Raw genomic sequence first — 24,319 nt, 5'->3', positions numbered from 1 at the left:
AGCAATCCATGCACAAATAGCCGAAGCATCCATAGTCGGGTTTGTGGCGGTAGCTTTGATAAAGGAGTTGTCCCATGAAAGACACAATGATTAGCATTAGAAATGTGACAAAGCGGTTTCCTGGTATCCTTGCCAACGATGGTATTTCACTGGATATTCGACAAGGTGAAATATGTGCGCTTTTAGGCGAAAATGGTGCTGGAAAATCCGTTTTAATGAGCATGATTTTTGGACTTTATGAGCCAGATCAGGGAGATATATGGATTAAGGGCCAACGAGTAAAGGAGTACTCGCCCCGAAAGGCTGCCGAAATGGGCGTCGGGATGGTACACCAACATTTTAAATTGGTGGAAAATTATACCATTGCCCAAAACATTGTCTTGGGCATGGAACCAGTGAAAAAAAGACTGGGATTTTTCCCTTTGGTCAATCTAAGGGAAAGCGAAAAAGAAATTGAAGCCTTGTCACGCCGTTACAAACTGAATGTTAATCCGAGAGATCGGATTGAACAGGTGAATGTAGCGACTCGTCAAAAAGTAGAGATTCTAAAAATGCTTTACCGACAAGCGGATATCCTTATTTTTGATGAGCCTACGGCCATCCTGACTCCCCAAGAAATAAAGTATTTGCTGGATATTATCCGAGAACTTCGAGAAAATGGCAAGACCATTATACTGGTGAGCCATAAACTTGAAGAAATCAAAGAAGTAGCCGATCGTTGTGCTATTTTGAACCGAGGATCTCTGGTGGATGTTAGGCAGGTGGCTACCACCTCGACTCGTGAAATGGCCAATCTCATGGTAGGTCGAGAGGTGGTGCTAGAGGTGAATAAACCAAAGCCTCAATTTGGCCCTGTGGTATTGGAAGTGGAAAATCTGCGTGTGAAAAATCAGGATCAGGTAGAGCGGGTAAAGGAAGTTTCTTTTGAAATTCGTGCCGGAGAAATATTTGCCATTGCAGGTGTTTCTGGTAATGGACAAACGGAAATTGCCGAAGCCATTACTGGGATTAGAGCCACTTCATCAGGTTCTATTCGTCTGAATCAGGTAGATATTACCGAGTATTCTGTACGCCAGCGAAATTTAGAAGGCATTGCCTATATTCCAGAGGATCGGCAGACCTATGGGCTCATTCTGGACGAGCCTATCAAGGAGAACTTGGCCTTGAAAGGATATTTTAGAGAACCTTTTTCTTCGTCCTCTGGGAAGCTAAACCCAGAAGCCTTTAGTGAGTATGCTCAACGTCTGATCAAAACCTATGATATTCGTAGCAACCGAGGAGAAGATAGCATTACCCGTAGCCTGAGTGGGGGCAATCAGCAAAAAATGATTATTGCTAGAGAAATTCAGCAAGATACACCGCTTATTATTTTTGTGCAACCTACCCGAGGACTGGATATAGGGGCCATGGAAAATACTTGGCAACAGATTCTCCAAGAGCAACAAAAAGGCAAAGCCATTCTTTTGATTTCTTTGGAACTAGATGAGATTATGGCACTGGCGGATACCATTGGGGTGCTTTATAATGGGGAAATGTTGAAAATCAAGGCTGCTTCAGAGCTAACCGCCATGGAAATCGGTGCTTACATGATGGGGGTGAAGTCAGATGAATAAAAAAATGCCCCTGGCCTCTTTGTTGGCCAATGAAAAATGGCAGTGGATCTCTATTCCAGTGTTTGCTGTTGTGCTCTCTATTTTGGCAGGGAGTCTGGTGATGCTTATCATGGGCCACAATCCGATCACGGCTTATATCAGCATCCTACAAGGTGCTGGATGGATTCCCAAAGCCAACTATGCAGGTGGTACTGGCATGGTCACAGATTTTACCAGTTTTTTGGATGCCTTAGCTCCCATGATTTTAGCTGCTCTGGCCGTTACCGTAGGATTTCGAGCAGGCTTGTTTAACATTGGCATAGCAGGTCAAATGTTGTTAGCTGGGTTTTTTGCAACCATTGTAATAGGATATAGTGACTTGCCTTGGTATTTGGCTAAGCCCTTAGTGGTGGTCATGGCTGTAACCGTAGGTGGTTTGGCAGCAGGCTTTGTGGGTTACCTCAAGTATCGTTTTAACATTAGTGAGGTGGTCTCCACCATTATGTTGAATTACATCATTGCCAATGTGACCAGCTATTATATTAAGAGCTATTTTGTGAATCCAGTATCCCGCCAATCAGAATACATTCAACCAGCGGCTTCCCTTACGTTGAAACACTTGAGGGTAGGAGGACTTCGAATGGATTTCTCTTTGGGCATCCTGTTAGCCCTAGTGGCAGCCTTATTGGTGTATTACTTATTGTATAAAACTCGATTAGGATTTGAAATCAAAGCCGTAGGTGCCAATAAGCAAGCAGCCGCCTATGCGGGGATTTCTATCGGAAAAACCATGGTAATGGCCATGATGATTAGTGGAGGATTAGCCGGATTGGCTGGTGCCACCTATTATCTGGGCCACTATGCATCCATGCAACCTGGGGTTTTGGCAGGCCTTGGTTATAATGCCATTGCCACCTCTCTTTTAGGCAACAACCATCCCTTTGGGATTTTGCTGGCTTCGGCCCTTATTACAACCTTGGATAAGGGGGCTACCTATATGAGTTCACGGGTAGGGGTAGTACAAGAAATATCAGGGGTAATCACTAGTCTGATTCTTCTGTTCAGTGCTACAGGTACTTATATTCGGTACCGAATCCGTCGTCAAGGACAAGCACAGCAAGAACAGAAACCATCCACCGTTGAAAAAGAACTATCAAGCCAAGGGTCAAGGGTGAAAAAAGGGGGCGACGAAGCATGATGGACCGGATGATCATGGATGGACTGGCATTTGCCTTGCCCTTGTTCATCATTGCTTTAGGAGGCATTTATAGTGAACGGAGCGGCATCATTAACTTGGCCTTGGAAGGATTGCTAGGGTTTGGTGCTTTTTCAGGAGCCCTGGCAGTGGTGTTGACGCTTCATGCTTTTCCTCAAGCCCAACCCTATGGTATTTATATTGCCATGACATTTGCCATGTTAGGCGGCGCTGTATTTGCCACCATTCATGCAGGCTTATGTATTTATTTCAAGGCCAATCAAGTGATTTCTGGTGTGGTGATTAACATTCTCAGCCTATCCCTGACGGCTTTTTTGACTCGACAACTGAATAGCCTTGTTTTCAACGCCCCTTCAGACCGATTTCAACTGGGTGTGGCCAATCGGTTTACCATTCCAGTTTTATCGGAAATACCCTTGTTGGGAGCCGCTTTTCGAAACGTATATCCATTTCAAATCCTGATTATTCTAGTGGCCATAGCGGCCTATGTGCTCTTTTATAAAAGTCGCTATGGCATGAGACTCAGAGCTTGCGGTGACAATCCTCATGCCGTTGCTGCCGCAGGCTTAGACGTGGAAGGTCTTCGGTTTTCCGCCGTAGTGATTTCTGGAGGATTGGCAGGGTTAGGAGGCATTAGTTTTGCCTACTCGATTTCAGCGAATTTTTCTCCCATGATCTATATGGGATACGGTTACTTGGCCATTGCCGCCCTTATTTTTGGGAACTGGGAAATAAAGAATACCTTGGCAGCCGCCCTACTCTTTGGCTTTGCTCGATCTGGAGGCTATGCACTGGCTAGATCTCTGGAAATGAGTAGTAATTTCAATGATATCACCATGACACTTCCTTACGTACTGACTTTGATATTACTGGTTTTTTTCTCGAAAACCAACCGTGTTCCCAGATCTTTAGGTGAGATCTACGATAAAGGAAAAAGATAGACATAGGTAAAAATTTTAAGGGAGTCGTGAACCATGAGAATCAAGGAAAAAACCATTTCATTAAGTATGCAGGCAAAAAATAAAATCCTAGAGCACATCCAGACCAATAATCTAAAAGGCGATGATCAGTTGCCGCCGGAGTCTGTGCTGATGGAGAACATGGGGGTATGTCGTCATACCGTAAGAGAAGCACTGGCATTACTGGAACAGGAAGATATTATCTATAAAGTCCAAGGCAAAGGCACCTTTGTGAACATTCCCCCCATAGCCATTCAAGGTGGCTTGGAAAAACTAGAAAGCATCACCCATATGATCGAAAATGCCGGGTACAACCCAGGAACAAAGTGGATTCGCATCGAAGAAACAGAACCGACTCCAAACATGGCAGAAAAATTGAGTTTAGACCCTGAAGAAACCGTCGTTACCTTTACACGGCTCCGAACCGCCAATGGCCATGCGGCGGCCTACTGTGTGGATTCGATCCCTCGGTCTATGATCCAAGGATCAGTGCCAACTAAAGTCACGGAAGAATCAATGTTTCAGTATTTAGGAAACCATTTTCAGCTATATCCAGCCTATGCGGTTTCAGAAATTTCTCCTAGTCAAATAGAACCGCAGATGAGTCGAGAGGCTGGCATGCCCCCTCATCAACTATTACTTTTGCTTCATCAAATTCACTATAATCGGCAACGAGTACCATTGATCTATTCCATGGATTATTTTAATCCATCGCTGTTTAAATTTTGGGTAAATCGGGTGAAATAATCATCCACAGAGGATCCGTCTACAAAAGAAATCAGCATAGGTAGTGTGAAGTAGCGTATAAAGTAGCGTGTCAAAATACAGACCATAAAAAAGTGGTCTGAGCATAAAGGGAGGTACAACAATGAAAGAGATTATTGCACTGGAATATAAAGCAGGAGAACTTCACATGATTGATCAGCGGAAGCTTCCCCAAGTACAGGAGATATTTATCTGCAAAACATGGCAAGACGTGGATTTTGCTATTCAGGATATGGTGGTTCGAGGAGCACCAGCTATTGGAGCCGCTGCCGCCTATGGAGCAGTTCTGGCTGCAAGAGAATATGAACAGGAAGCTAAGGCTGTTTTTCTGTCCAAAATGGAGGAAAGCCTATGTGTCCTAAACGAATCTCGTCCCACAGCCGTTAACTTAATGTGGGCCGTAAAGCGTATGCGAGAGTTGTTAGCAACCCATTCACAGGAGAGCGTCAAAGAATTGGTGGAACGCATGGAAGCAGAAGCTCATGCAGTAGTGGCTGGGGATAAGGCCATCAATATCGCCATGGGCAATCATGGCAACACCATTATTCCCCCAAAAGCCACCATTCTTACCCATTGTAATACAGGAGCTTTGGCTACGGTTGGAATCGGAACGGCCTTAGGCGTGGTACGTCAGGCATTTCGAAATGGCAAGGATATTTATGTGTATGCAGATGAAACACGTCCCCGTCTTCAAGGAGGACGGTTGACTGCTTGGGAGCTCATGCAAGAAGGGATTCCAGCCAGTCTTATTGCAGACAGTGTGGCAGCCACATTGATTCGAGATAGGAAAATAGACGTCATTTTGGTAGGCGCAGATCGCATTGCCACCAATGGGGATACCGCCAACAAAATAGGTACCTTTATGCTTTCGGTGTTGGCAAAAACCTATGACGTTCCTTTTTACGTAGTAGCCCCCACCACCACAGTGGATTTTGATATCAAGAGTGGTGAGGAAATTGTTATCGAAGAACGAAGTGGTGAAGAAGTCACCCATATAGATGGTCATCCAACAGCACCAGAGGGCATTGACGTATATAACCCAGCCTTTGATGTGACACCTTACCAGAACATAACGGGCATCATTACAGAGAAAGGCATCCTTCGAGGACCCTTTAGTGAAAAAATCCCCAGGTTGAAAGAGGAGGGGAATCAATGAAGAAAGCCATTATAGGCGGCACAGGAGTATACGGTGTCGGAGAAAATCCACGAAAAGAAACCGTAGATACTTCCTACGGCTCCGTGGAAATGGATATCGTGACAGTAGGGTCAGAAGAAGTGGTTTTTCTGCCTCGTCATGGCAAAAAACATTCGGTACCCCCTCATCTCATCAACTATCGAGGGAATATGAAAGCTTTAGAAACCATGGGGGTGAAATGGATTTATGCCACAGCCGCAGTAGGATCTTGCAATGAATCCTTTGGCCCTGGAGATTTGGTGGTAATCAAAGATTTCTTGGATTTCACTAAAAATAGGCCGGTTACATTTTTTGAAGGTGGCAAGGAAGCCGTATGCCATGTAGACATGTCTAGTCCTTACTGCACCATGCTTAGAGATAAATTGATGACCCTGGCGAAGAAAGAAAACATTCTCATTAAAGGAGAAGGGGTTTATGTATGTACGGAAGGCCCTCGATTTGAGTCTCAGCAGGAAATTCGGATGTATCAAATGCTGGGCGGTGATGTAGTGGGGATGACCAATATCCCCGAAGCTATTTTTGCCAAAGAATTGGGAATGTGCTATGCCACAGTTGGCATAGTCAGTAATTGGTGTACCGGAATACAACAGGATCAAATTGCCCTTCATGACATAGAAGCCGCCTTAGGCAACAATAAAGAAATCCTAAGCAAAGCCTTCCTGAAAATCTTTGAGCAATCATTAGATCAGCAACAATGCACCTGCAATGGTTCTTTGGTTACACTATAAAGCAGCAGGATCTTTGCATACCAGAACATAAAACAAAAGAACCATAGCCGTGGTTCTTTTGTTTTTAAAGAAAAAGATACAAACTATTTTGACAACATTCTTCCGAAGTTGGGGAATATTCAGATTTTCCCCAAGGAATTCGGCCAAAACCATGCCTATATGGTAAAATAGTGGTATCCAAGCTATTTAGATCTAGGGAGAACAGGCTTTGGCAGCCTAGAGACATGGCGGATGTTGAAGGCTGGAAGCGGTAACATTTCTATTAAATTAAATGGCTTGGTGATGGATGATTCTACTAAGGTTTGTGAGCGTGGAATTGCCATATAATGGATCAAACAAGAGAGATAAAAGATTTGCTTCCCTGTGATATTCCGAGAGTATTGGTAGGAAGAACCAAGGAAAATATAGAAAGAAGGCTTGTTGAATGAAAAAAATAGATGTCTTAAAAAAAATAGAAGAACAGTATGATGAGTTCACAGAAAGCCAAAAAATACTAGGCAAGTATATTTTAGACAATTATCGAGAAGCAGCTTTTTTATCGGCGCAAGAGCTTGGTGATACATTAGGTTTTAGCGATGCAACAGTTATTAGGTTTTCTAAGGTATTAGGGTTTAATGGTTATACTGAATTTAAGGATTCTATAAGAGAAAATATCAAAAGACAACTTTCGCCTGATACAAAGTTATTGAAAAGCATGAAAAATTTTAAGCATAAGGACGATGCCATTACGAATATATGCAAAGCAGATTTAAAGAACCTAGAAGAATATTTATTAAATATAAAAAGTGAGAGAATGGATCAAGCAGTTGATCAGATCTATAAAGCAGAAACAATTTATTTCTTAGGGTTGGGAACGAGTGTTATTGTGATAGATTTTTTAGCGTATCATATGAGACGGATGGGCTTTAGAGTAAATGTGATCCACCACGGTGGATTAATGCTGTTTGATCATTTAACGAGCATTAGCGAAAAAGATCTATTAATAGTTGCTACTTTCCCAAGGTATTCAAAAGATTCTATGAATGCTGTTCTTTATGCCAAGAAAAAGGGAGCTACGGTTGTTGTGATTACCGACAGTGAGTTGTCTGAAGTAGCGAATAAAGGCGATATTGTTTTAACGACAAAAACCAATAACACCAGCTTTTTTAATTCTTATATTGTTCCAATGGAATTGTGTAATCTACTATTGATAAGCATTCTAGAAAGAAATAAAGATAAAATTTACAGTAGTTTAAAAGAAAATATCAATAGCATGGAAGACTTTGATTTGTTTATCTAGACTAGAACCTTCGAAAGATTTTTTTTCGAAATATCTGTTAGATAATGTAAACGTACAATCAATAGAGGGCAGACCTATGAGGGGGTGCCCTTTTTGTGTGGAAATTTTTTAAGAGCTAGAAGTTAATGTGCCTAATCGTAAACCAACTTCTCCTAAAGAGACTTAAAGCAGATTTATTGCAAATAATGAGAAAATTATAGTTGCAAATACTACACTAATAAAATATAATGTAGTAAAAACTACAACACAATAGGGGGGTATGTATGATGGAAAAATCGAGTGAGACTAAAAGAAAGCTTACAGAAAAATTCATTAAAAGCATTGAGAAAGCTGGTAATAAATTACCACACCCTTTAACACTGTTTACCTACTTAGCCATAGGCGTACTGATCATGTCTTTTTTTCTCTCCAAAGCAGATATGACCGTAAGCTACACCATGGCGTCCAGAGATGCAACTGAATTAGCAGAAGAAACAACAGTGGCAGTCGTAAATCTGCTCTCTAGACCAGAGCTCCAAAAAATAACAAGTGAATTTGTTACTACCTATATCCGCTTTTTTCCAATCGGATTAGTCATTGTAATGATGCTGGGGGTTGCAGTGGCAGAGCAATCTGGTTTAATTGAGGCCTTGATGAAAAAATTGGTATTGGGTGCCCCTGATTTTATGGTTACCTTTATTATTGCAATTGTAGGTATTTGCGCAAATGTGGCTTCAGATGCTGGCATTGTTTTTGCACCTGCCATAGGTGGGTCGGTTTTTTATGCCTTAGGAAGACATCCTATAGCTGGTATCTTAGCAGGTTATGTAGCCGCCTATGGAGGTTTTTCAGCAAATGCACTAGTGGCTGGTACAGATGCTATGCTTGCAGGTATTACTCAGTCAACTGCTACTTCTTTTGGTATTGATGCACCAATTCATCCATTGATGAACTGGTTTGTCATGGCTGCTTCTACATTGATGCTGGCACTAGTCGTCACTATTATAACAGAAAAGGTCATTACACCGATTTTAGGCACCTTTGATCCAGCGGATCCGAATTTGAAAATTGTAGATAAGAACGAATTCGCAGTAAAGGATAATGAAATAAAAGGTTTGAAAGCTGCCGGCATTGCAACGGCTATTTTCTTTGCTGTTCTTCTAATGCTCACAGTACCACAAAACGGATTCTTTAGAAGTGATGCTGGAGATTTACTGCCCAGATCTCCTTTAGTAGATAGTATCCTATTCTTAGTGTTTGCTTTCTTTATGGTAGTGGGTGTGATTTATGGAAAAGTAGCAGGAACAATTAAGTCTGATAAAGATATTGCTAAATTTATGCAAAGTGGATTAACAGGAGTTGCTGGATTTTTGGTAGTCTGTTTACCTGCATCTATGTTTGTAACATGGTTTGCAAGAAGTAATATTTCTACAGTATTAGCGGTTAAAGGTGCAGAGGCCTTGCAAAGCATGAATATATCAGGGATTCCCCTTATTTTGTCCTTTGCATTTTTATGTGCGGTATTAAATCTTTTTATTACGAGTGGTGCTTCGAAATGGATGCTCTTAGCTCCTATTTTTGTTCCCATGTTTGCAATGATGAATGTATCTCCTGCAACTACACAGATGGCTTACCGAATTGGAGATTCCATCACCAATATTATCTCACCGCTATCAGCCTACTTACCAGTCGTATTGGGAATGATGGAAAAATATAGAAATAAAGGGCAGGAAATGGGGATTGGTACGGTGATATCGTTGACCTTGCCATATTCCATAGTATTGTTGGTATGTTGGATGATATTTTTCGGTATTTGGCTAGCCTTAGGATTACCAATGGGACCGGGAGCACCAACCTACCTTATGTAATTTGAATAGAAGTGTAGTTGTAATAAAGCTCATTGATATAATCCTAGATTTAAAATATAACAATCGAGAGGAATGGGATGCTATGAAAAAAGTGTTGATCAGAGGTGGATATTTGATTGATCCAGGAAATAAGAAAGAAGGAAACTATGATCTTCTCGTTGAAGGCGATAGGATATCAAAAATTGAAAAAGAAATAACCGTCAATAAGGAGATTGAAGTGATTGAAGCAGATGGAAAATTTGTTGTTCCTGGCTTTGTAGATCTTCAAGTAAACCCAGGAAATACCATTGAGTATATTTCAGATATTTTACCATTTTGTGGCATTACAACACCTTTAATAATGCCCTGTAACACCTATGATGGAATACCTATTATCGATCATTATGGTGGATTGAAAAAAATGCTATCCATTTGTGAGGGCCTTCGAGTAAATATTGCCACAGCCATCTCCATAGAACCACCTGATACTGGTGGGCATGAAACCTATGTTAAGCTGGCGGTGCCCTATGAGAAATTAAGCAGCAGAATCGAAGAATTTATCGATTTAGGGATTACTTCTGTGGGAGAAGTGGTGTTACCACTTGGGGGGATTGCCCATATTTCCAGCGACAGCAGTGAGGAGTTTTTAGATCGGTTATTAGAGGAAACAACTAAATATGATATGCCTGTATTGGTTCATACAGGATTAGGACTGGCAGGGATTCAAAAATCTGTAGAGATTACGAAAGGAAGAACTATGCATCTTTGTCATGTTGGAAGTACATGTTCTCAGGATAGTATTCACAAGGCACTAACATTGCTAGAAGATAATCCGCATATTACAACGGACACCCACTTGTCAGAAGTGGCGGGTAGCACTAGTAGAAATAGTAAGTTGGTGATGGACTATTTTAAAAGAGGAGAAGTAGTAAAAATAGACCCGCAAGATTTTAAGGTGTCCGTTCCTAAGGATATAAACACGGCGAAGCCACCCTTTTACTATAATAAGACTAACCTACTAGAAAACAATATTATATGCGCTTTGTCTGAAAGAGTAGAGGCTATCGAAACAGATGAGCTAGGAGATGGAATTAGAGCTAGAATCATGTTAAAAAATTTTTTCAGACTTGTTAACTCAGTGGCATTAGAACACGCAAAAATTAAAGTTTTAGGAAAATTAATCCAAAAACTAACGGTTAATCCTGCTAGAATATTAAAAATCAATAGAGGTACCTTAGGGGAAGGTGATTTTGCCGATGTGGTCATTCTGGATTTAGTAGGAGAAAAAGTTGATACAGTGCTTGTGAATGGTGAAACGGTTGTTTTCAATGGTCAGGCAACAGAGAAGAAACCTGGAAGAAGAATTCTTTATAAAGGTTAGTTAAACGAGGCAGGACAAGGGGAGGAGGGTTACCTTGTCCTGCCTTGTTAAATCTTTAGATTCTCCTCTCATCATTTACATAGATACGTATATGAAAAGAAGGGTACTGGCTATTAAAAATCCGTATAGCACAGTAGTTGTATTTTCTGTTAAATAATATACAATAAAAAGCATGTTATAACAAAGCTAGAAACTTCGAAGTGAAAATTTAATAAGGTAAAAGGGAGACTATAGACCATGGATTATAGTCAATTAAGATTTGTCGTTGAAATTGTAGAAACAGGAAGTATTTCAAAAGCGGCTAGCAATCTATTTATTTCTCAGCCGAATTTAAGTAATCAAATTGCTAATTTAGAAAAGATTTTGGGGAAAAATATCTTTTATAGAAGCAATAGAGGGGTAACGCTTACTTCCTATGGGGTGGAAGTTTACAGTTATGCAAAAGCACTGGTAGAGCAATATGCGATGGTAGAAAAAAAGCTCATGACCCGCTCCAACGAAAATAAAATTAAGATAGCTTCTTTTGGATCAGAAGTCATAAACTCCCAATTTTTCGAAATATGCAAAAGGTATAACGAAAATAATTATGAATTTAATTTATGTGAATGTGGTGTTGAAGCAGCAATCCAGAAAGTGAATATGAGAGATTACGATGTTGCTTTAATCATCTATAGCGATTTTCAGCAGAACAAATTGGGACAGCTATTGACCGCACAAGAGCTGGAGTTAAAAAACCTTTTTCAAGGGCAACTAAAAATTCATGTGAGTCAAAAATATCCATTAAGTAAAAAAAGTAATATTACGAGAAAAGATTTAGAAGGGTTGTTTCATGTAAAAAAAGCGTATCTTTTTGAAGGCATGTTCAGCCTTGATTACGAGCTTCAATTTTTAGGAATACCAGAAAATCAAAAAACAATATTGGCAAATGGAAATAAAACGTATAATGATGCCTTACATAACTTACCTTCTTTTGCCATAGAGATAGACTGGAAATGTAATAAGGCCTTGCCGAGTGATCTGAATAGAATCCCTTATGAAAACAAAAATCTGCCGATCACCTGTGGATTAGTAAAGAGAAAAAATGAATTTTTAAAGGAAGAGCTATCCTTTTTTGTAGAAAAGTTAATCGATGCGTATGGGTAATAGGTGCTTAATTAAAAAGTATATCAGATGTCTAAGCATTAGAATAAAGAGGAGGAAGTATATAGTGAAGAAAAACATTTTGTTAATGATCATCTTAGCGTTGACTTTTGTCGCAAATGTGGCCTGTAGCAATTCTGAGGCAACTAATATTGCTGCAGAAGAAAAAAGTGAAGAGGCAGTGGATACGGTTACAGCTAGTTCTGAGCAAGTTGACGGAGTAACTACAGCATCGGTTGTAGCGGACCGTTATCGGAACAATTATGAACCAAACGGGTTTACAGATTCTGATCAGAAAAAAGCATTATTTGTTGTAGGAGATCCACGAAAGTATAGTGTACAGTATGATATGACCTATACAGCTATGAAGCATTTCGAAGAAAAAGGAATAGAAGTAGAGTTGAGGGATTTATATGACATGGATTGGAACCCAGTCTTGTCGGCAGAGGAATTCTATTACCAGAAAGATGGAGAAGGAGCAGTGCCTGAAGATGTAAAAGTGGAACAGGATTTGGTAACCCAGGCAGATTATATTATTTTCTCTTATCCTAATTGGCATGACACACCAAATGTGATGGTAAAAGGTTATATGGAGAGAGTTTTTGCCAGCCAGTTTGCATATACCAACGAAGGACCAGAAGGATTGCTAGTAGGAAAAGGCATGTATACCATAAGCAACTGTGGTTTTCTTGGAGGCGGCAGAGGCTTTGTAGGAGATGGTGTGGGCATCAATGATGACTTGTGGGATGAGTATATGGAAGCTTTCCATGTTTTCGATGAAGATACTGCCGGTTGGTGGGGGATGGAAAACCTAGGCAGATTTATGAATGACAGAACGCCGGCCAATGACGACGAAAACTACGAAACAGAAATGATGGAGCTTAGAAATACGCTAATCAATCATTTGGATACAACGTTTTTTTAATCAAATCAACAAAAGAACCACTTAAAGGGAAAGAGATCCCAAGGAGTGGTTCTTTTTTTAGCGTAAACAATTGGACAATATCGACGGTGAACATTCAATAGATATAGACATAGGGGAAAGAGGAAATTCTGAGGCTATGAAGGTTGACATAAGCACGCTTAAAAGCAAGGATCGCTGGACAGCCATATAGTAGAAGGCATTTGTCATGTATGCTATACTCAAACCAAACAATGCTATCTGATTGGCATAGGTGTTGTTTATCATCGGCAGGTGATTACAGCAGGTATCCTAACAAAAATCCCAGGGAAAAGAGGGCTAAAATGACACAGGATAAAGAATTTAATGCCCATGGCAAACATCGGATTTTGATGCATGGAATAAAGGAAAAAAACGTGGCAAAAACCTGCCGTGTCTTTGGGATTTCCAGAACCATCTATTATCGATGGTTGAAAGCCTATGAACAAGAAGGAATGAAAGGCTTGGAAGGGAAGGAAAGAAAGCCTCCTGTGATGAAAAATAAGACCCCTAAACATCTGGAAGAAGAAATTCTTGAGTACGTCCTTCTGTATCCTAAAGATGGACCCAAACGAATATTTTATGAAATGAAGTCACGGGGCATAAAGATTAGCGAATCGGGAATTTACAGGGTTTTAGCTCGAAATCATTTAACCCGGAAGGCTCAAAGAAAGAGCTTTTCGAAAGAAACTCCCATAGATTCAAGACAATACATAACAAAAGAAGAAAGGTTTTACAAAGAAATAGGACCAGCAAGAGAACTGGGGGAAAAGATGATCCAAGGCATAGACTACTTAGGAAAATTTCAAGGAGTAGGAAAAGTGTATCAGTATACCCTTTATGATCTATATTCAGGCTTAGCCGTATCCAGACTATATCAAGGAAAAAGCCAGATTAATATCGGTTTTTTATTCGATCGAAAAATACGGTATCTTTTAAAAACCTTCGGAGCTTCCATTAGGCTTCTTTGCAGTTGTTACCAAAAAGAATTCTTACCCTACTTTATAAAAGGAGATATGCTTCAAAAGACGCTGGAGGACCTGAATATTTGTCATCAATTTATAAAAGAAGATCATCCCCTAATAGATAAAGTCAAGGTATTTCAAGGAAATCTTCGAACGGATTTTCACAAAGAACTTGAAAAAATCGGAGAAACCTTCAGCTTCAGAGCAATGGAAAAAACCTTAGAACAACAAATTCGCCAGCATAATTTTTTCCTTCCTTTGAAAGAAGGAGAAAACAAAGGGAAAGTTCCCATAGACATGGTGATCGAATCCTCTAAAATGGAGGAAAAGGATTTGGAATCTCTTCCATTATGGATTTTAGCATTATTGGATCGACGAAGAGAGGAGAAGGGGAATGGATGAAAAAAACCATACCATCGCTATTGTAGGAGGCGGCTTGGCAGGGCTTACCATTGCCTATGAATTAAAGAAAAAAGGCTACCAAAACATCACCCTCTTTGAAAAAGAACAAAGACTTGGTGGGAAGCTCTATAGCTACCACTATAAAGGCCGCTCCTATGAACTAGGTGCTACCTTTGGCCTTTCAACACAAAAAGACCTTTGTTGTTTAATGGAGGAACTAAATATTCCATCCGATGGGCCTAACCTTGCAAGGGTCTATTATAATGAAAAAAAAGAAAGAACGCTACAGATACCCAGAGAAGCGTTAACCAAATTTATTAGAGAAATGGATAGACTCCCTTCAGTGTTGGAAGAATATCCTTCTTTAAAAAAAACAGGCTTTAGCCATAGCGAAGAAAAGCTGATGGTTCCTTTTGCAACCTGGTGCCAACAGCAGGGGTTTGAAATAGTACCAGCCATTTATCGAAATCATTTCACCGGATATGGACTGGGAGAAATCGAAAAAGTTCCCGCTCTTTATGTCCTTAAAGCCTTGGATTACGATTCCGTTCGATCTTTTATAGAAGTTCCAGAACTATTTACATGGAAAAAAGGAATCTCAGAAATTGCCTATGGGCTGGGGAAGAACATAGAAGATGTGCGACTAGGACAACCAGTAATCAACCTAACAAAGGGAAGTAGCTCTACAAAAAACCAGGGACTCAAACTGGAAACCCCCTATGAAACCGCCATTTATGATAAGGTAATCTGGACCGCCCCTCCTCGTATCTTAGCTGGTATATTCCAAGAAAAGTCCTTGGATGAAGCCATGGAAAAAATCTGCTATCATCCCTATAGCGTTCATGGGATTTTGGGTGAAAACCTGCCCCAAGGATGTGGCATCGAAATCCCCTTTGTTACCCAGGCCCTGGGTGGGGTGCCCTTGATATGGATTAATCGCTGGGACCCATCCGAGATTCTTACGGTCTTTTCCTATCAGGGAAAAGAACAAGGAAAAGCCCAACACCTACAGGGGCTGCTTCGTCATTTTACAGAGTGGGGAGGAAAGAACCTACGATTGCATCGAACCGCCCATTGGCAGCAAGGACCCTATTTAAACGAGGAGATTTTAAAGCAAGGATTCTATCAAGCCATGGAAAAACGTCAGGGAGAGCAGGGCCTTTATTTTGCTGGAGAGCTTTTTAGCGGCGTTTCCATGGATAAAGTCATTGGCTATGGAAAGGCACTGGTGAAAGGATATTTTTAAAAGTTTACTTACAGGATGAGTGTACACTTTAAAGAAAAACAAGGGTGCAAAGCATTGAAAATGATGGAGAATCACTTCCTAACCAATTAGATAAGTGTAAACATGAATCATCAGTTAAACAGGATAGAACCTAGATTTTACAAGGGTTCTATTTTTTTTGACAGAAAAAACCCCCTAAGATATAGTGACAGTGAAAGATTATTAAAAAATTAACAATCAAGCCATGGAGGAGGGGAAGCATGAAGGAATTTAAAGTCATTGAAATAAAAAAAAGCGTGTATAAAGATAACGATGAGCGGGCAGGTCTTTTAAGAGCGGATTTACAAACCCAAGGCACTTTTTTGTTGAATCTCATGTCATCACCAGGATCAGGAAAAACCACTACGGTTCTGGGGACCATAGAACGACTGAAAGAAAAAACCCGGATTGGCGTAATGGAGGCGGATATTGATTCTGATGTCGATGCAAAGTCTGTTGCAGAGACGAATACAAAAGTCATCCAGCTTCATACAGGGGGAATGTGTCATATCGATGCAGAAATGACAAAGGATGGCCTACAGCAATTAGGAACAGAAGAGTTGGATTTTGTCATTCTAGAGAATATTGGAAACCTGATCTGTACCGCAGGCTATGATGTGGGTGCGGCAAAAAACGTTATGATCCTTAGTGTACCAGAAGGAGACGATAAGCCCTTAAAATATCCCCTTATGTTTACCAAGGTGGATTGCATTTTGGTCAATAAAATCGATGCCATGGCCTTGTTTGATTTTGACATGGAATCCTTTAAAAAAAGAGTAGAACAATTAAATCCCGCCATAAAAATGATACCGATTTCAGCTAAAACAGGAGAAGGCATGGAAGAGTGGACTGGGTGGTTGGAAACAATGATGGAGCAATGGAAGAAGGAAACACATTCCCAGAGGCTTTAAGTCTTGGGAAAAGATAGAGGAGGCCATAGGATGGTGAAAGAACGTGTATTAGATTATGCCAATAAAATAAGTCGAAGCAAAAAAGGCAAGGCAGATGGCATTACCCCTGATCGGCCAGAGTACAAAATTTTAGCACCCGTGGTGACAGAAGACATGGCGGATGTAGGAATGATGCTGGAGTTTAGAGTACCACAAAATGCTGGACAGATTGCTGATAAGATGGGTCGATCCAAAGAAGAAGTAGAAAAACAGCTATGGGAACTGGCTCTTTGTGGAGCTGCCTTTGTCAACGAAATGGACGGAGTAGACCATTATTGGCATGATATTTGGGTTCCAGGCCATATGGAAATGATGGCAAACCACAAGGAAAACGTAGCCAAATATCCAGAAATAGCCATTGCCTTTGACGAATATGGAAAAGTCCGAGGACCCAAAGCCGCAGGAATATTTCCTGTGGGCACAGGACCCATGCGAGTGATACCCATCGAAGAATCCATTCAAGGAGAAACAAGAAAAGCTTCCTATGAAGAAGTGTCTCAATACTTGAAGGATAGTCACCGATTTTCGGTTTCGGATTGTTCCTGCAGAACTTCCAGAGAAGTGATGGGTGAAGGATGTGGGCATCTCAAGGAAGATATGTGCATCCAATTAGATCATGCCGCCGAGTATTATATTCGGACAGGAAGAGGTCGAGAGATCACAAGAGAAGAAGCCTTTGAGATTATTCATCGAGCCGAAGAAAACGGTTTAATGCACTCCATCCCAAATCTGGATGGACCAGGCAAAACCCATGCCATTTGTAATTGTTGCGGATGCTCCTGCTTTGCCATGAGAATTGCGGCCATGTATCGTAATCCAGATATGGTCCGATCCAATTATGTGTCAAAAGTAGACGAAGATAAATGTGTGGCCTGCGGTGAATGTGTGGAGAACTGTCCCACCAATGCCCTGCGATTAGGACAAAAAATATGCACTAAAACAGTGGTTCATCGAGAAAAAGAAGAACTTCCTTACGATACGGAGTGGGGATCGGATAAATGGAATATTGATTATCGACAAAACATGCAAGTAGTAACAGATTCTGGTACGAGCCCCTGTAAAGCCGAATGTCCAGCCCATATTGGAATTCAAGGATATATTAAACTGGCGGCAGAAGGCAAGTACATGGAGGCACTGGAGTTAATTAAAGAAGAAAATCCATTGCCAGCGGTTTGCGGAAGAATTTGTCCTAAAAACTGTGAATCCGCCTGTACCCGTAGCGACTTAGATGATCCGATTGCCATTGATGACATTAAAAAATTTATCGCTGAGAAAGAAATAAAGGAAAAACATCGATTTATACCTAAGAAAAAAGGACACCATACGGAAAAAATTGCTGTTGTAGGATCAGGCCCTGGAGGACTCTCATGTGCCTACTATCTGGCGGTTCAAGGTTATCCTGTGACTGTTTTTGAAAAAGAGAAAGAACTGGGAGGCATGTTGACCTTAGGCATTCCCAATTATCGACTGGAAAAAGAAGTAATTCTTTCGGAAATTCAAGTGTTAAAAGACCTAGGAGTTGAATTTAAAACCCAGGTGGAAGTGGGTGTAGACCTTACGGTGAAAGACTTGCGTAGCCAAGGGTATCAAGCCTTTTATCTTGCCATTGGAGCTCAGCAAGGAAGATCTCTAGGCCTTGAAGGAGAAGAAGGTCAAGGCGTATTCACCGGCGTAGACTTTCTAAGGAAGGTAAACCTTGGAGAATCTGTGGATATCCAAGGACCAGTGGTGGTAATCGGAGGGGGAAATGTTGCCATTGACGTAGCCCGCACTGCCGTTCGCCTTACGGACCATGAAGTAGAAATGGTCTGTTTAGAATCAGAAGAGGAAATGCCAGCCTTGGAAGAGGAAATCCATGAAGCAAAAGAAGAGAACGTGCTTATTCGGAATGGATGGGGGCCTAAGAAAATTCTTCGAGAAGAGGGCCAAGTAACAGGAGTTGAATTCGTAAAATGCCTTGAAGTGATGGATAAAGAAGGAAGGTTTAAACCAGTCTTTGATGAGACTCAAAGAAAAACCCTACATGCAAAACATGTGTTCCTTTCCGTAGGACAAAGGATTGAATGGGGTTCCTTATTAGAGGATACCAGTGTAAAACGCAATGGCAATGAAACCGTCCAAGCGGATGGCATTACCTTCCAAACCAATGAACCAGACATTTTCGCTGGTGGAGATGCCCTAACAGGTCCTAAATTTGCCATTGATGCCATTGCACAAGGAAAAGAAGGAGCCATATCCATTCACCGTTTTGTCCATAAAGGCCAGAGCCTTACTTTAGGAAGAAAAAATCGGGATTATCGGCCTTTGGATAAAGAAAATCTTGATTTAGCAGGGTATGATCAATTGCCAAGACAACGAATGCAGGTGCTCAAAGGAAAAGAAACGAAAAAGACCTTTAAAGACCTTCGAGGCATTTTCACGGAAGAGCAAGTAAAAAAAGAGACAGAACGATGTCTGGACTGTGGAGCCACAGAAGTAGATGAGTTTATGTGTGTAGGATGTGGATCCTGTGTCACCAAATGTAAATTTGATGCCATTTCCCTTCATCGAAAGTATGATGAAACCTCCGTAGACTTTGAAAAATTAAAGCCTATAGTCGTAAAATATGCATTAAAGCGAAAGTGGAGAATTAAAAAGAAGGAAATTAAAAGGAAGGTTCGTAAAATCATCAGCAACATATAAAAATCCATCACCTCATTATGGAAGGAAGGATAGGTATGTTCTTTTTTGAAAATCTTACAAGTATTAATGTAGTAACCTTTGTTGTGGTGTTACTGACGGCTATTGGGATCAATGAACTGATACGCATGAGCAAAAAAATCAGTTTAGCCATTTTTTTAGTACTGCCTATGATCATGACCTTCTTCTGGGTTTCTCAGGATAGTGAAATTGTTTCATGGTTTTTCTGGGTTAAGGTTTACTCAGCTTTGGCCGGCTCTTTGATTTATATGGTAGTTCGATTTACAGATTATCCGCTAAAAAACCCAAAATACCTACTACTGATTCCAGGAATTCTCGCCATAAACATCTTGGAAGCGGTGGTAAGGGAATTTCAGGTGGTGATGGCTGGATTTCATGGAATCGTAGATGGAGCCTACTATATCTCCGGTGGATGGAATTATGTGAATGCCATAGCCGGCATTCTAAATATTTTGCTGCTTTGCGGGTGGGTGGGCATCAAAAGAAAAGAGCGAAAGAATAGAGTCGATATGGTATGGCCAGATCTAGGGTCCTTTTATATTGTGGCCTATGCGGTTTGGAATATTTCTTACGTCTACTCTTGTTCTCCCAATAACGCCTTATATTCTGGTTTTGCACTAAACCTAGCCCCTATTATTCCTGCTTTCTTCTGGGCAAAGGGAACATGGATGCAAAACAGAGCCCATACCCTAAGCGTGTGGATGATTCTTATTATGACCTTTCCCTCTTTATTCACAGCAGGGAGCGTACTTCAAGCCAGTTTAAGCTACAACCCTACAGCAAACTGGGCCTTAGCCATTGGATCACTTGGGCTCAATGGAACCCTCTTTGTGTGGCAAACCGTCCGAATATGTAGAACAAAGAAAAATCCATTCAAAGATGAACTATGGATTGGAACAGCCCAGTATCAGGAAGATGAAAATGAGGTGATGGAAGATGCACGAGCTGGGGGTGGTTATGGAAGTAGTAAAAAGTGTAGAGCGAGTAGCGCAAGCTCATAAAATAAAAGAAATCCAAAAAATAGTACTGCAAATCGGAGAACTTTCTTCGATGATTCCCAAATACGTTGAAGCATGTTACCCTGCAGCGGTGGACGGAACCATGCTGGCCCATACAGAGCTAGAGATTGAGGTTATTCCTGCCAATGGTCGTTGCAAAGCATGTAGTCATTTATTTCATCTGACCCAGCATCAAGACGGGTGTCCCCGCTGTTATCATACGGAGTGGGAGTTGCTTCGTGGCAAAGAGTTTTTAATTAAAGAAATGATAGCACGGTAAGAAAGGAAGATAAAGATGAAAAGTAAAAATGTAAGAGAATTAGTATTGGGAGCTATGTTTATAGGGATGGGAGTAGTTTTACCCATTGCCTTTCATAGTGTTGGAGGTGCAGGACCAGTGTTTCTACCCATGCATCTTCCTGTATTTTTTGCAGGCCTAATGATCAATCCCTATTTAGCAGGATTGGTTGGATTCTTAACCCCCTTCCTTAGCAGCATGCTTACAGGGATGCCACCCATTTTTCCGATGATGCCCATTATGATGATGGAACTGGCCACCTATGGATTTGTGACAAGCTATTTGGTGTACCAACAAAAAAAGAAACTACTTCCAGTCCTTTGTATTAGCATGGTGACAGGAAGAATGGTAGCAGGAGCAATGGTTTGGTTGCTGGGCAGTTTTTTTGCACCCAACTTGCCAGGACCCATGATTTTTCTTTCTGGAAGCATTCTGACGGGCATTCCGGGAATTTTGATTCAGCTTATTTTTATCCCTTCTGTAGTTGGCGTAATGTCCCTGAGAAAAAAAGAAATAGGGTATCGATAATGACAAAAACAGAAAAAGAAAGAGCCTTCTTCAATGAAAAAGCAGCTACTTGGGATCAGCAAGTCACACATAATCCCCAAAAAATAACAACCATGCTGAAAAAAATTGGAATTCAAAAAGGAGAGAGCATTCTGGATGTGGGATGTGGCACGGGGATCTTAACGCCCTATCTTCTAAAGGAAATAGAAGAAGAAGGCTGGATTCTTTCTATAGATCTAGCAGAAGAGATGATTAAACGAGCAAAAATGAAAACAACACATCCCCAGGTGGAATATCGAAGAGGAAATGTATTGGAAGACCTGGGAAATCAAAGTTTCCACCATATTATCTGTTACTCCATGTTTCCTCATTTTGAAGATAAACGACAAGCCATTCATCAGATGAAAACACATCTTAAGCCAGGAGGCACCTTAACCATTGCCCACGGCAGCAGCCGAGATGAAATTAATGGCATACACAAGCGGCAGTGTGGGGAAGTCGTAGCAGAAGACCGATTGCCCTCCAGCCAAGTATTAAGGGCCTTTGGTGAAGAAGTGGGCTTAGAAAAAACACATCTTACAGACACATCCCAAAGCTTTTGCTTAATTCTCAAGTGAGGGACCTTTATGTTCCCAGTATCCTTGTGCCAAGGGCATCCCCTTAAAGGATACCCTTGGCAATGAGGTGTAGAGGTTTATCGGTATACATAGGTGTCTCGCAGTTGATAAACTGCCTGAAGAGCTGGTTGATTGTATGCTGGCGGGATTAAGATGTAGAGTTCTTTTCGTTGCTGAGCATCTGTATGCTGGATGCTTGGATCCATAGAACTGCGATGCAAACAACGAATTTTTAGGATGCCAGGCTTGTTAGCCCTCTTTTCAGCATTCTGCCAATCAATGCCATCAATTTGTTGAAAATCTTTAAATCGAAAAAAACGGCCCAACATAAAAACGCCATCTAAGCTAATCATGACAAAAGACTTTGTCTGCCCAAGGGCTACCATGCGATTTTCTTTTTCCATGGTGCGGAGCATGTCTGGGTCCAAGGAAAACACCAAAAAAGAATGACGGATTGCTTCTTGGAAAAATTTTTCTTTGGAATGATAGACCAGCGTTATACCGAAGCCAAGGAACAACAGGATTGCCCCTAGGATCATACCCGGCCCCTTAGACATCCAAGGATCCGTCCACCAGAAATACAAGAGAGATCCGACAGCTAGTAGGCAGATCCCCTTGCCTACCAGCACCTGTTTTTTATACAAAGAAGGTTCTTTCTGCATGTACATTGCTCCTTTTCTTCCGTCTGGTTCCACGGTCCTTATTCCTATGGAGACAGGTAATGGACGGCATTTTGGTAGGTGATAGGCTCACCAACTAAAAAATGACCTGGTTCCAGATTGTGCCGGTAATGGGACATGGTAAAATGAAGATGAGGGCCGGTAGAGAAACCAGTTGTCCCTACGGTTCCAATAATCTCACCCCTTTCGACCACGGTATTCTCAACAGTTTTGAGTTCATCCAGATGAAAATAAACACTAAACAGCCCCTGACCGTGGTCCATGACCACGGTTTTTCCTTGGGTTATTAAATCCATGGCCAGTACCACCCTTCCTCGATTGGTGGCGACTACTGGAGTGCCTGTAGGCGCAGCGATGTCCAAACCTGAATGCCGATAGGAGGTGGGAGCATTGTTGACATATCGAGTTTCGCCAAACTCTGTGGTGAGCCTGCCCTTAACGGGAATCATAAAAGGTTCTGAGTAATAACGTTCTGGATTGCTATGATCCCGAGCGGGAGAAAAGTACTTGGCTGTCATGGCGGCGGCTTCTTCATTTCGAGTAGCAGCGGCAACTCCAGCATCAATGGTCAGGTACTGGATATGAAAATCCCGAGGATTCAGAGTTAAGGTAGCTTCCTGTAAGGGCTCACCTTCCAAACCATAGGACAGCACGTATTCTCCAGGGCGGGTTCCGTAGTGGGTGGGGATATAGGCAGCAACTCCGTCTTCCAGAGGGTAAAAGTCCACCTGCTCTGTCAAGGAGTGTTGAAAAACCGGAGTAGCCCCATCTGGAAGGTGGCGGGCATGAAACACCAGCATTTCTCCTTGTAGTGCATGAGGACCAGGTATTTGAAACTCTGGGGGCAGATTCATTTCCAGAGAAAAGGCAGAGGTGAGGGCGCCGCGGTAGGGCTGTTCTTCATCTGTCCAGGAAAACGTCAACTGATAGTTGTGACGTCCATTATATGGAAAAATTGGTAGGGTTGAATTTTCCCAAAAGTCCTTGTAACGCATATCCCCGGAAGGATCCGTTACTTGTAACCATATTTCATCCGGGTAAGGATCAAGGTTTAACGTCAGGCTGTCATTAGAAGGATCCACTGGAAGAACAGAATCATGAGAAAGATCCCTGACCTGGGAAGACGTTGTCCAGCTACCATCAATCCGCTGAAATTCCCATATGGCTTGAGTAACAGGAGGATGAAAGACGTTGTCTAGCCCCTGAATTTGAATGGTCGGCGGCGTTGCATGATCGTATAATGGTTGGAAAGCGGGATGGAGATAGAAAAAAGCTGGATGTCGAGAAATAGAAGGCTGTCGGCTTGTGCGTCGAGTAAATAGGATTTCATCCGTGGATCCGGAGATTTCATACTGGCGGTTGGGAAGCCAGCGGGTATGCAGTGTCATCATAAAGGAAGCCATAGAATGAGCCAAGGCTTCCTCCGAGGTTTCTGCTGAAGCTTCTCCTGAAAGTCCCTGTAACAAGGCTGATGCATCATCCTGGTCCAAAGCATGGTAACTGGTTGTGCCAGACGCCAGATGTTCTACGGTTATTCCAGAGACCAAACTTACTGGAAGGGGAAAAATAAATGCAGTCAAAAGAAGCATCATGATGATGAAAACAAAGGAGATCCACAGGTAACGAATATTCAGAATATGCTTCATTAGTATGCTCCTCACTTGTCCCTTTTTTAAGAATAGCCTACGCCTACGGAGAGATCAACGCTAGAATCAAAAGAGTTCCTACTCAACTGCAAGTCATGATCAAGGGAGCTCTTTTTCCATTGATCATGGTCAGGAAGATCAATCCTTTGATGTTAAATCCATTTCATCATGAATGAACGGCCTAGCTAGTCATGGTATCAGATTTTCGAGTTTTGGGGCCTTTGAAGCTTCTGCTGGGAATATTTGCTTTATACCGGAACTAAACTAGCAT

General features: G+C 41.5%; 21 protein-coding genes. 19 read left to right on the top strand and 2 right to left on the bottom strand.

All coding sequences use genetic code 11. The features are described from left to right. The first annotated feature begins 74 nt into the window (after positions 1-74). From ACZ47N_RS06760 to ACZ47N_RS06670, 19 genes are all read left to right on the top strand, one after another. Positions 75-1,613 (top strand): ABC transporter ATP-binding protein, encoded by a 1,539-nt coding sequence (locus ACZ47N_RS06760; protein ID WP_464888366.1) that lies wholly within the window; start codon positions 75-77, stop codon positions 1,611-1,613. After that, positions 1,606-2,790 (top strand): ABC transporter permease, encoded by a 1,185-nt coding sequence (locus tag ACZ47N_RS06755; protein WP_464888365.1) that lies wholly within the window; start codon positions 1,606-1,608, stop codon positions 2,788-2,790. The genes ACZ47N_RS06760 and ACZ47N_RS06755 overlap by 8 nt, the downstream gene beginning before the upstream one ends. Further along, positions 2,787-3,749 carry an ABC transporter permease gene (locus ACZ47N_RS06750; RefSeq protein ID WP_464888364.1) on the top strand — a complete coding sequence of 321 codons (963 nt, stop codon included), beginning with the start codon at positions 2,787-2,789 and terminating at the stop codon, positions 3,747-3,749. The genes ACZ47N_RS06755 and ACZ47N_RS06750 overlap by 4 nt, the downstream gene beginning before the upstream one ends. Positions 3,750-3,782: 33 nt before the next feature. After that, the gene (locus ACZ47N_RS06745; RefSeq protein ID WP_464888363.1) at positions 3,783-4,514 is read left to right on the top strand and encodes a GntR family transcriptional regulator; all 732 of its coding nucleotides are present in this window, start codon (positions 3,783-3,785) and stop codon (positions 4,512-4,514) included. A 121-nt stretch (positions 4,515-4,635) separates the two neighbouring features. Next, positions 4,636-5,688, top strand: coding sequence for an S-methyl-5-thioribose-1-phosphate isomerase (mtnA, locus tag ACZ47N_RS06740; protein WP_464888362.1), 1,053 nt, complete (start codon positions 4,636-4,638; stop codon positions 5,686-5,688). Further along, a complete protein-coding gene (locus tag ACZ47N_RS06735; RefSeq protein ID WP_464888361.1) occupies positions 5,685-6,455 on the top strand; it encodes an S-methyl-5'-thioinosine phosphorylase in 771 nt (256 codons plus the stop codon). The genes mtnA and ACZ47N_RS06735 overlap by 4 nt, the downstream gene beginning before the upstream one ends. A gap of 424 nt (positions 6,456-6,879) precedes the next feature. Further along, positions 6,880-7,734 carry a MurR/RpiR family transcriptional regulator gene (locus tag ACZ47N_RS06730; protein ID WP_093315103.1) on the top strand — a complete coding sequence of 285 codons (855 nt, stop codon included), beginning with the start codon at positions 6,880-6,882 and terminating at the stop codon, positions 7,732-7,734. Between the two features lie 263 nt (positions 7,735-7,997). Next, complete coding sequence (locus ACZ47N_RS06725) at positions 7,998-9,581, top strand: AbgT family transporter (protein ID WP_207646081.1); 1,584 nt, start codon at positions 7,998-8,000, stop codon at positions 9,579-9,581. 82 nt (positions 9,582-9,663) lie between these two features. Continuing rightward, positions 9,664-10,941, top strand: a complete 1,278-nt coding sequence (locus ACZ47N_RS06720; protein WP_464888360.1) for an amidohydrolase family protein — start codon at positions 9,664-9,666, stop codon at positions 10,939-10,941. A gap of 237 nt (positions 10,942-11,178) precedes the next feature. Then, the gene (locus ACZ47N_RS06715) at positions 11,179-12,084 is read left to right on the top strand and encodes a LysR family transcriptional regulator (protein ID WP_464888359.1); all 906 of its coding nucleotides are present in this window, start codon (positions 11,179-11,181) and stop codon (positions 12,082-12,084) included. Between the two features lie 64 nt (positions 12,085-12,148). After that, positions 12,149-13,006 (top strand): NAD(P)H-dependent oxidoreductase, encoded by an 858-nt coding sequence (locus ACZ47N_RS06710; protein WP_464888358.1) that lies wholly within the window; start codon positions 12,149-12,151, stop codon positions 13,004-13,006. A 320-nt stretch (positions 13,007-13,326) separates the two neighbouring features. After that, positions 13,327-14,388, top strand: a complete 1,062-nt coding sequence (locus tag ACZ47N_RS06705; protein ID WP_464888357.1) for a helix-turn-helix domain-containing protein — start codon at positions 13,327-13,329, stop codon at positions 14,386-14,388. Further along, positions 14,381-15,634: an FAD-dependent oxidoreductase gene (locus ACZ47N_RS06700; RefSeq protein ID WP_464888356.1), complete on the top strand. Its 1,254-nt coding sequence runs from the start codon at positions 14,381-14,383 to the stop codon at positions 15,632-15,634. Before ACZ47N_RS06705 ends, ACZ47N_RS06700 begins: the two co-directional genes overlap by 8 nt. A gap of 239 nt (positions 15,635-15,873) precedes the next feature. Next, entirely contained in the window at positions 15,874-16,563 is a 690-nt protein-coding gene (gene hypB / locus ACZ47N_RS06695) for a hydrogenase nickel incorporation protein HypB (protein ID WP_464888355.1), read from the top strand. A gap of 30 nt (positions 16,564-16,593) precedes the next feature. Then, the gene (locus ACZ47N_RS06690; RefSeq protein ID WP_464888354.1) at positions 16,594-19,284 is read left to right on the top strand and encodes an FAD-dependent oxidoreductase; all 2,691 of its coding nucleotides are present in this window, start codon (positions 16,594-16,596) and stop codon (positions 19,282-19,284) included. Between the two features lie 35 nt (positions 19,285-19,319). Continuing rightward, positions 19,320-20,303 carry a DUF5692 family protein gene (locus ACZ47N_RS06685; RefSeq protein WP_464888353.1) on the top strand — a complete coding sequence of 328 codons (984 nt, stop codon included), beginning with the start codon at positions 19,320-19,322 and terminating at the stop codon, positions 20,301-20,303. Further along, on the top strand, positions 20,260-20,580 hold the full coding sequence (locus tag ACZ47N_RS06680) for a hydrogenase maturation nickel metallochaperone HypA/HybF (RefSeq protein ID WP_464888352.1): 321 nt from the start codon (positions 20,260-20,262) through the stop codon (positions 20,578-20,580). Before ACZ47N_RS06685 ends, ACZ47N_RS06680 begins: the two co-directional genes overlap by 44 nt. A 15-nt stretch (positions 20,581-20,595) precedes the next feature. Continuing rightward, entirely contained in the window at positions 20,596-21,126 is a 531-nt protein-coding gene (locus ACZ47N_RS06675; RefSeq protein ID WP_464888351.1) for an ECF transporter S component, read from the top strand. Continuing rightward, complete coding sequence (locus ACZ47N_RS06670) at positions 21,126-21,722, top strand: class I SAM-dependent methyltransferase (RefSeq protein WP_464888350.1); 597 nt, start codon at positions 21,126-21,128, stop codon at positions 21,720-21,722. The genes ACZ47N_RS06675 and ACZ47N_RS06670 overlap by 1 nt, the downstream gene beginning before the upstream one ends. Before the next feature lie 77 nt (positions 21,723-21,799). Here the strand turns inward: ACZ47N_RS06670 and ACZ47N_RS06665 are convergent, their stop codons facing one another. Together ACZ47N_RS06665 and ACZ47N_RS06660 are read right to left on the bottom strand one after the other, a co-directional pair. Further along, complete coding sequence (locus ACZ47N_RS06665; protein WP_464888349.1) at positions 21,800-22,384, bottom strand: hypothetical protein; 585 nt, start codon at positions 22,382-22,384, stop codon at positions 21,800-21,802. Positions 22,385-22,428: 44 nt separating this feature from the next. After that, a complete protein-coding gene (locus ACZ47N_RS06660) occupies positions 22,429-24,048 on the bottom strand; it encodes a M23 family metallopeptidase (RefSeq protein WP_464888348.1) in 1,620 nt (539 codons plus the stop codon). Positions 24,049-24,319: the final 271 nt, after the last annotated feature.

The sequence above is a fragment of the Tindallia texcoconensis genome (assembly GCF_055383815.1).
Note: the sequence above shows the minus strand (reverse complement) of the source record. Positions and strands in the feature narration are given on the sequence as shown.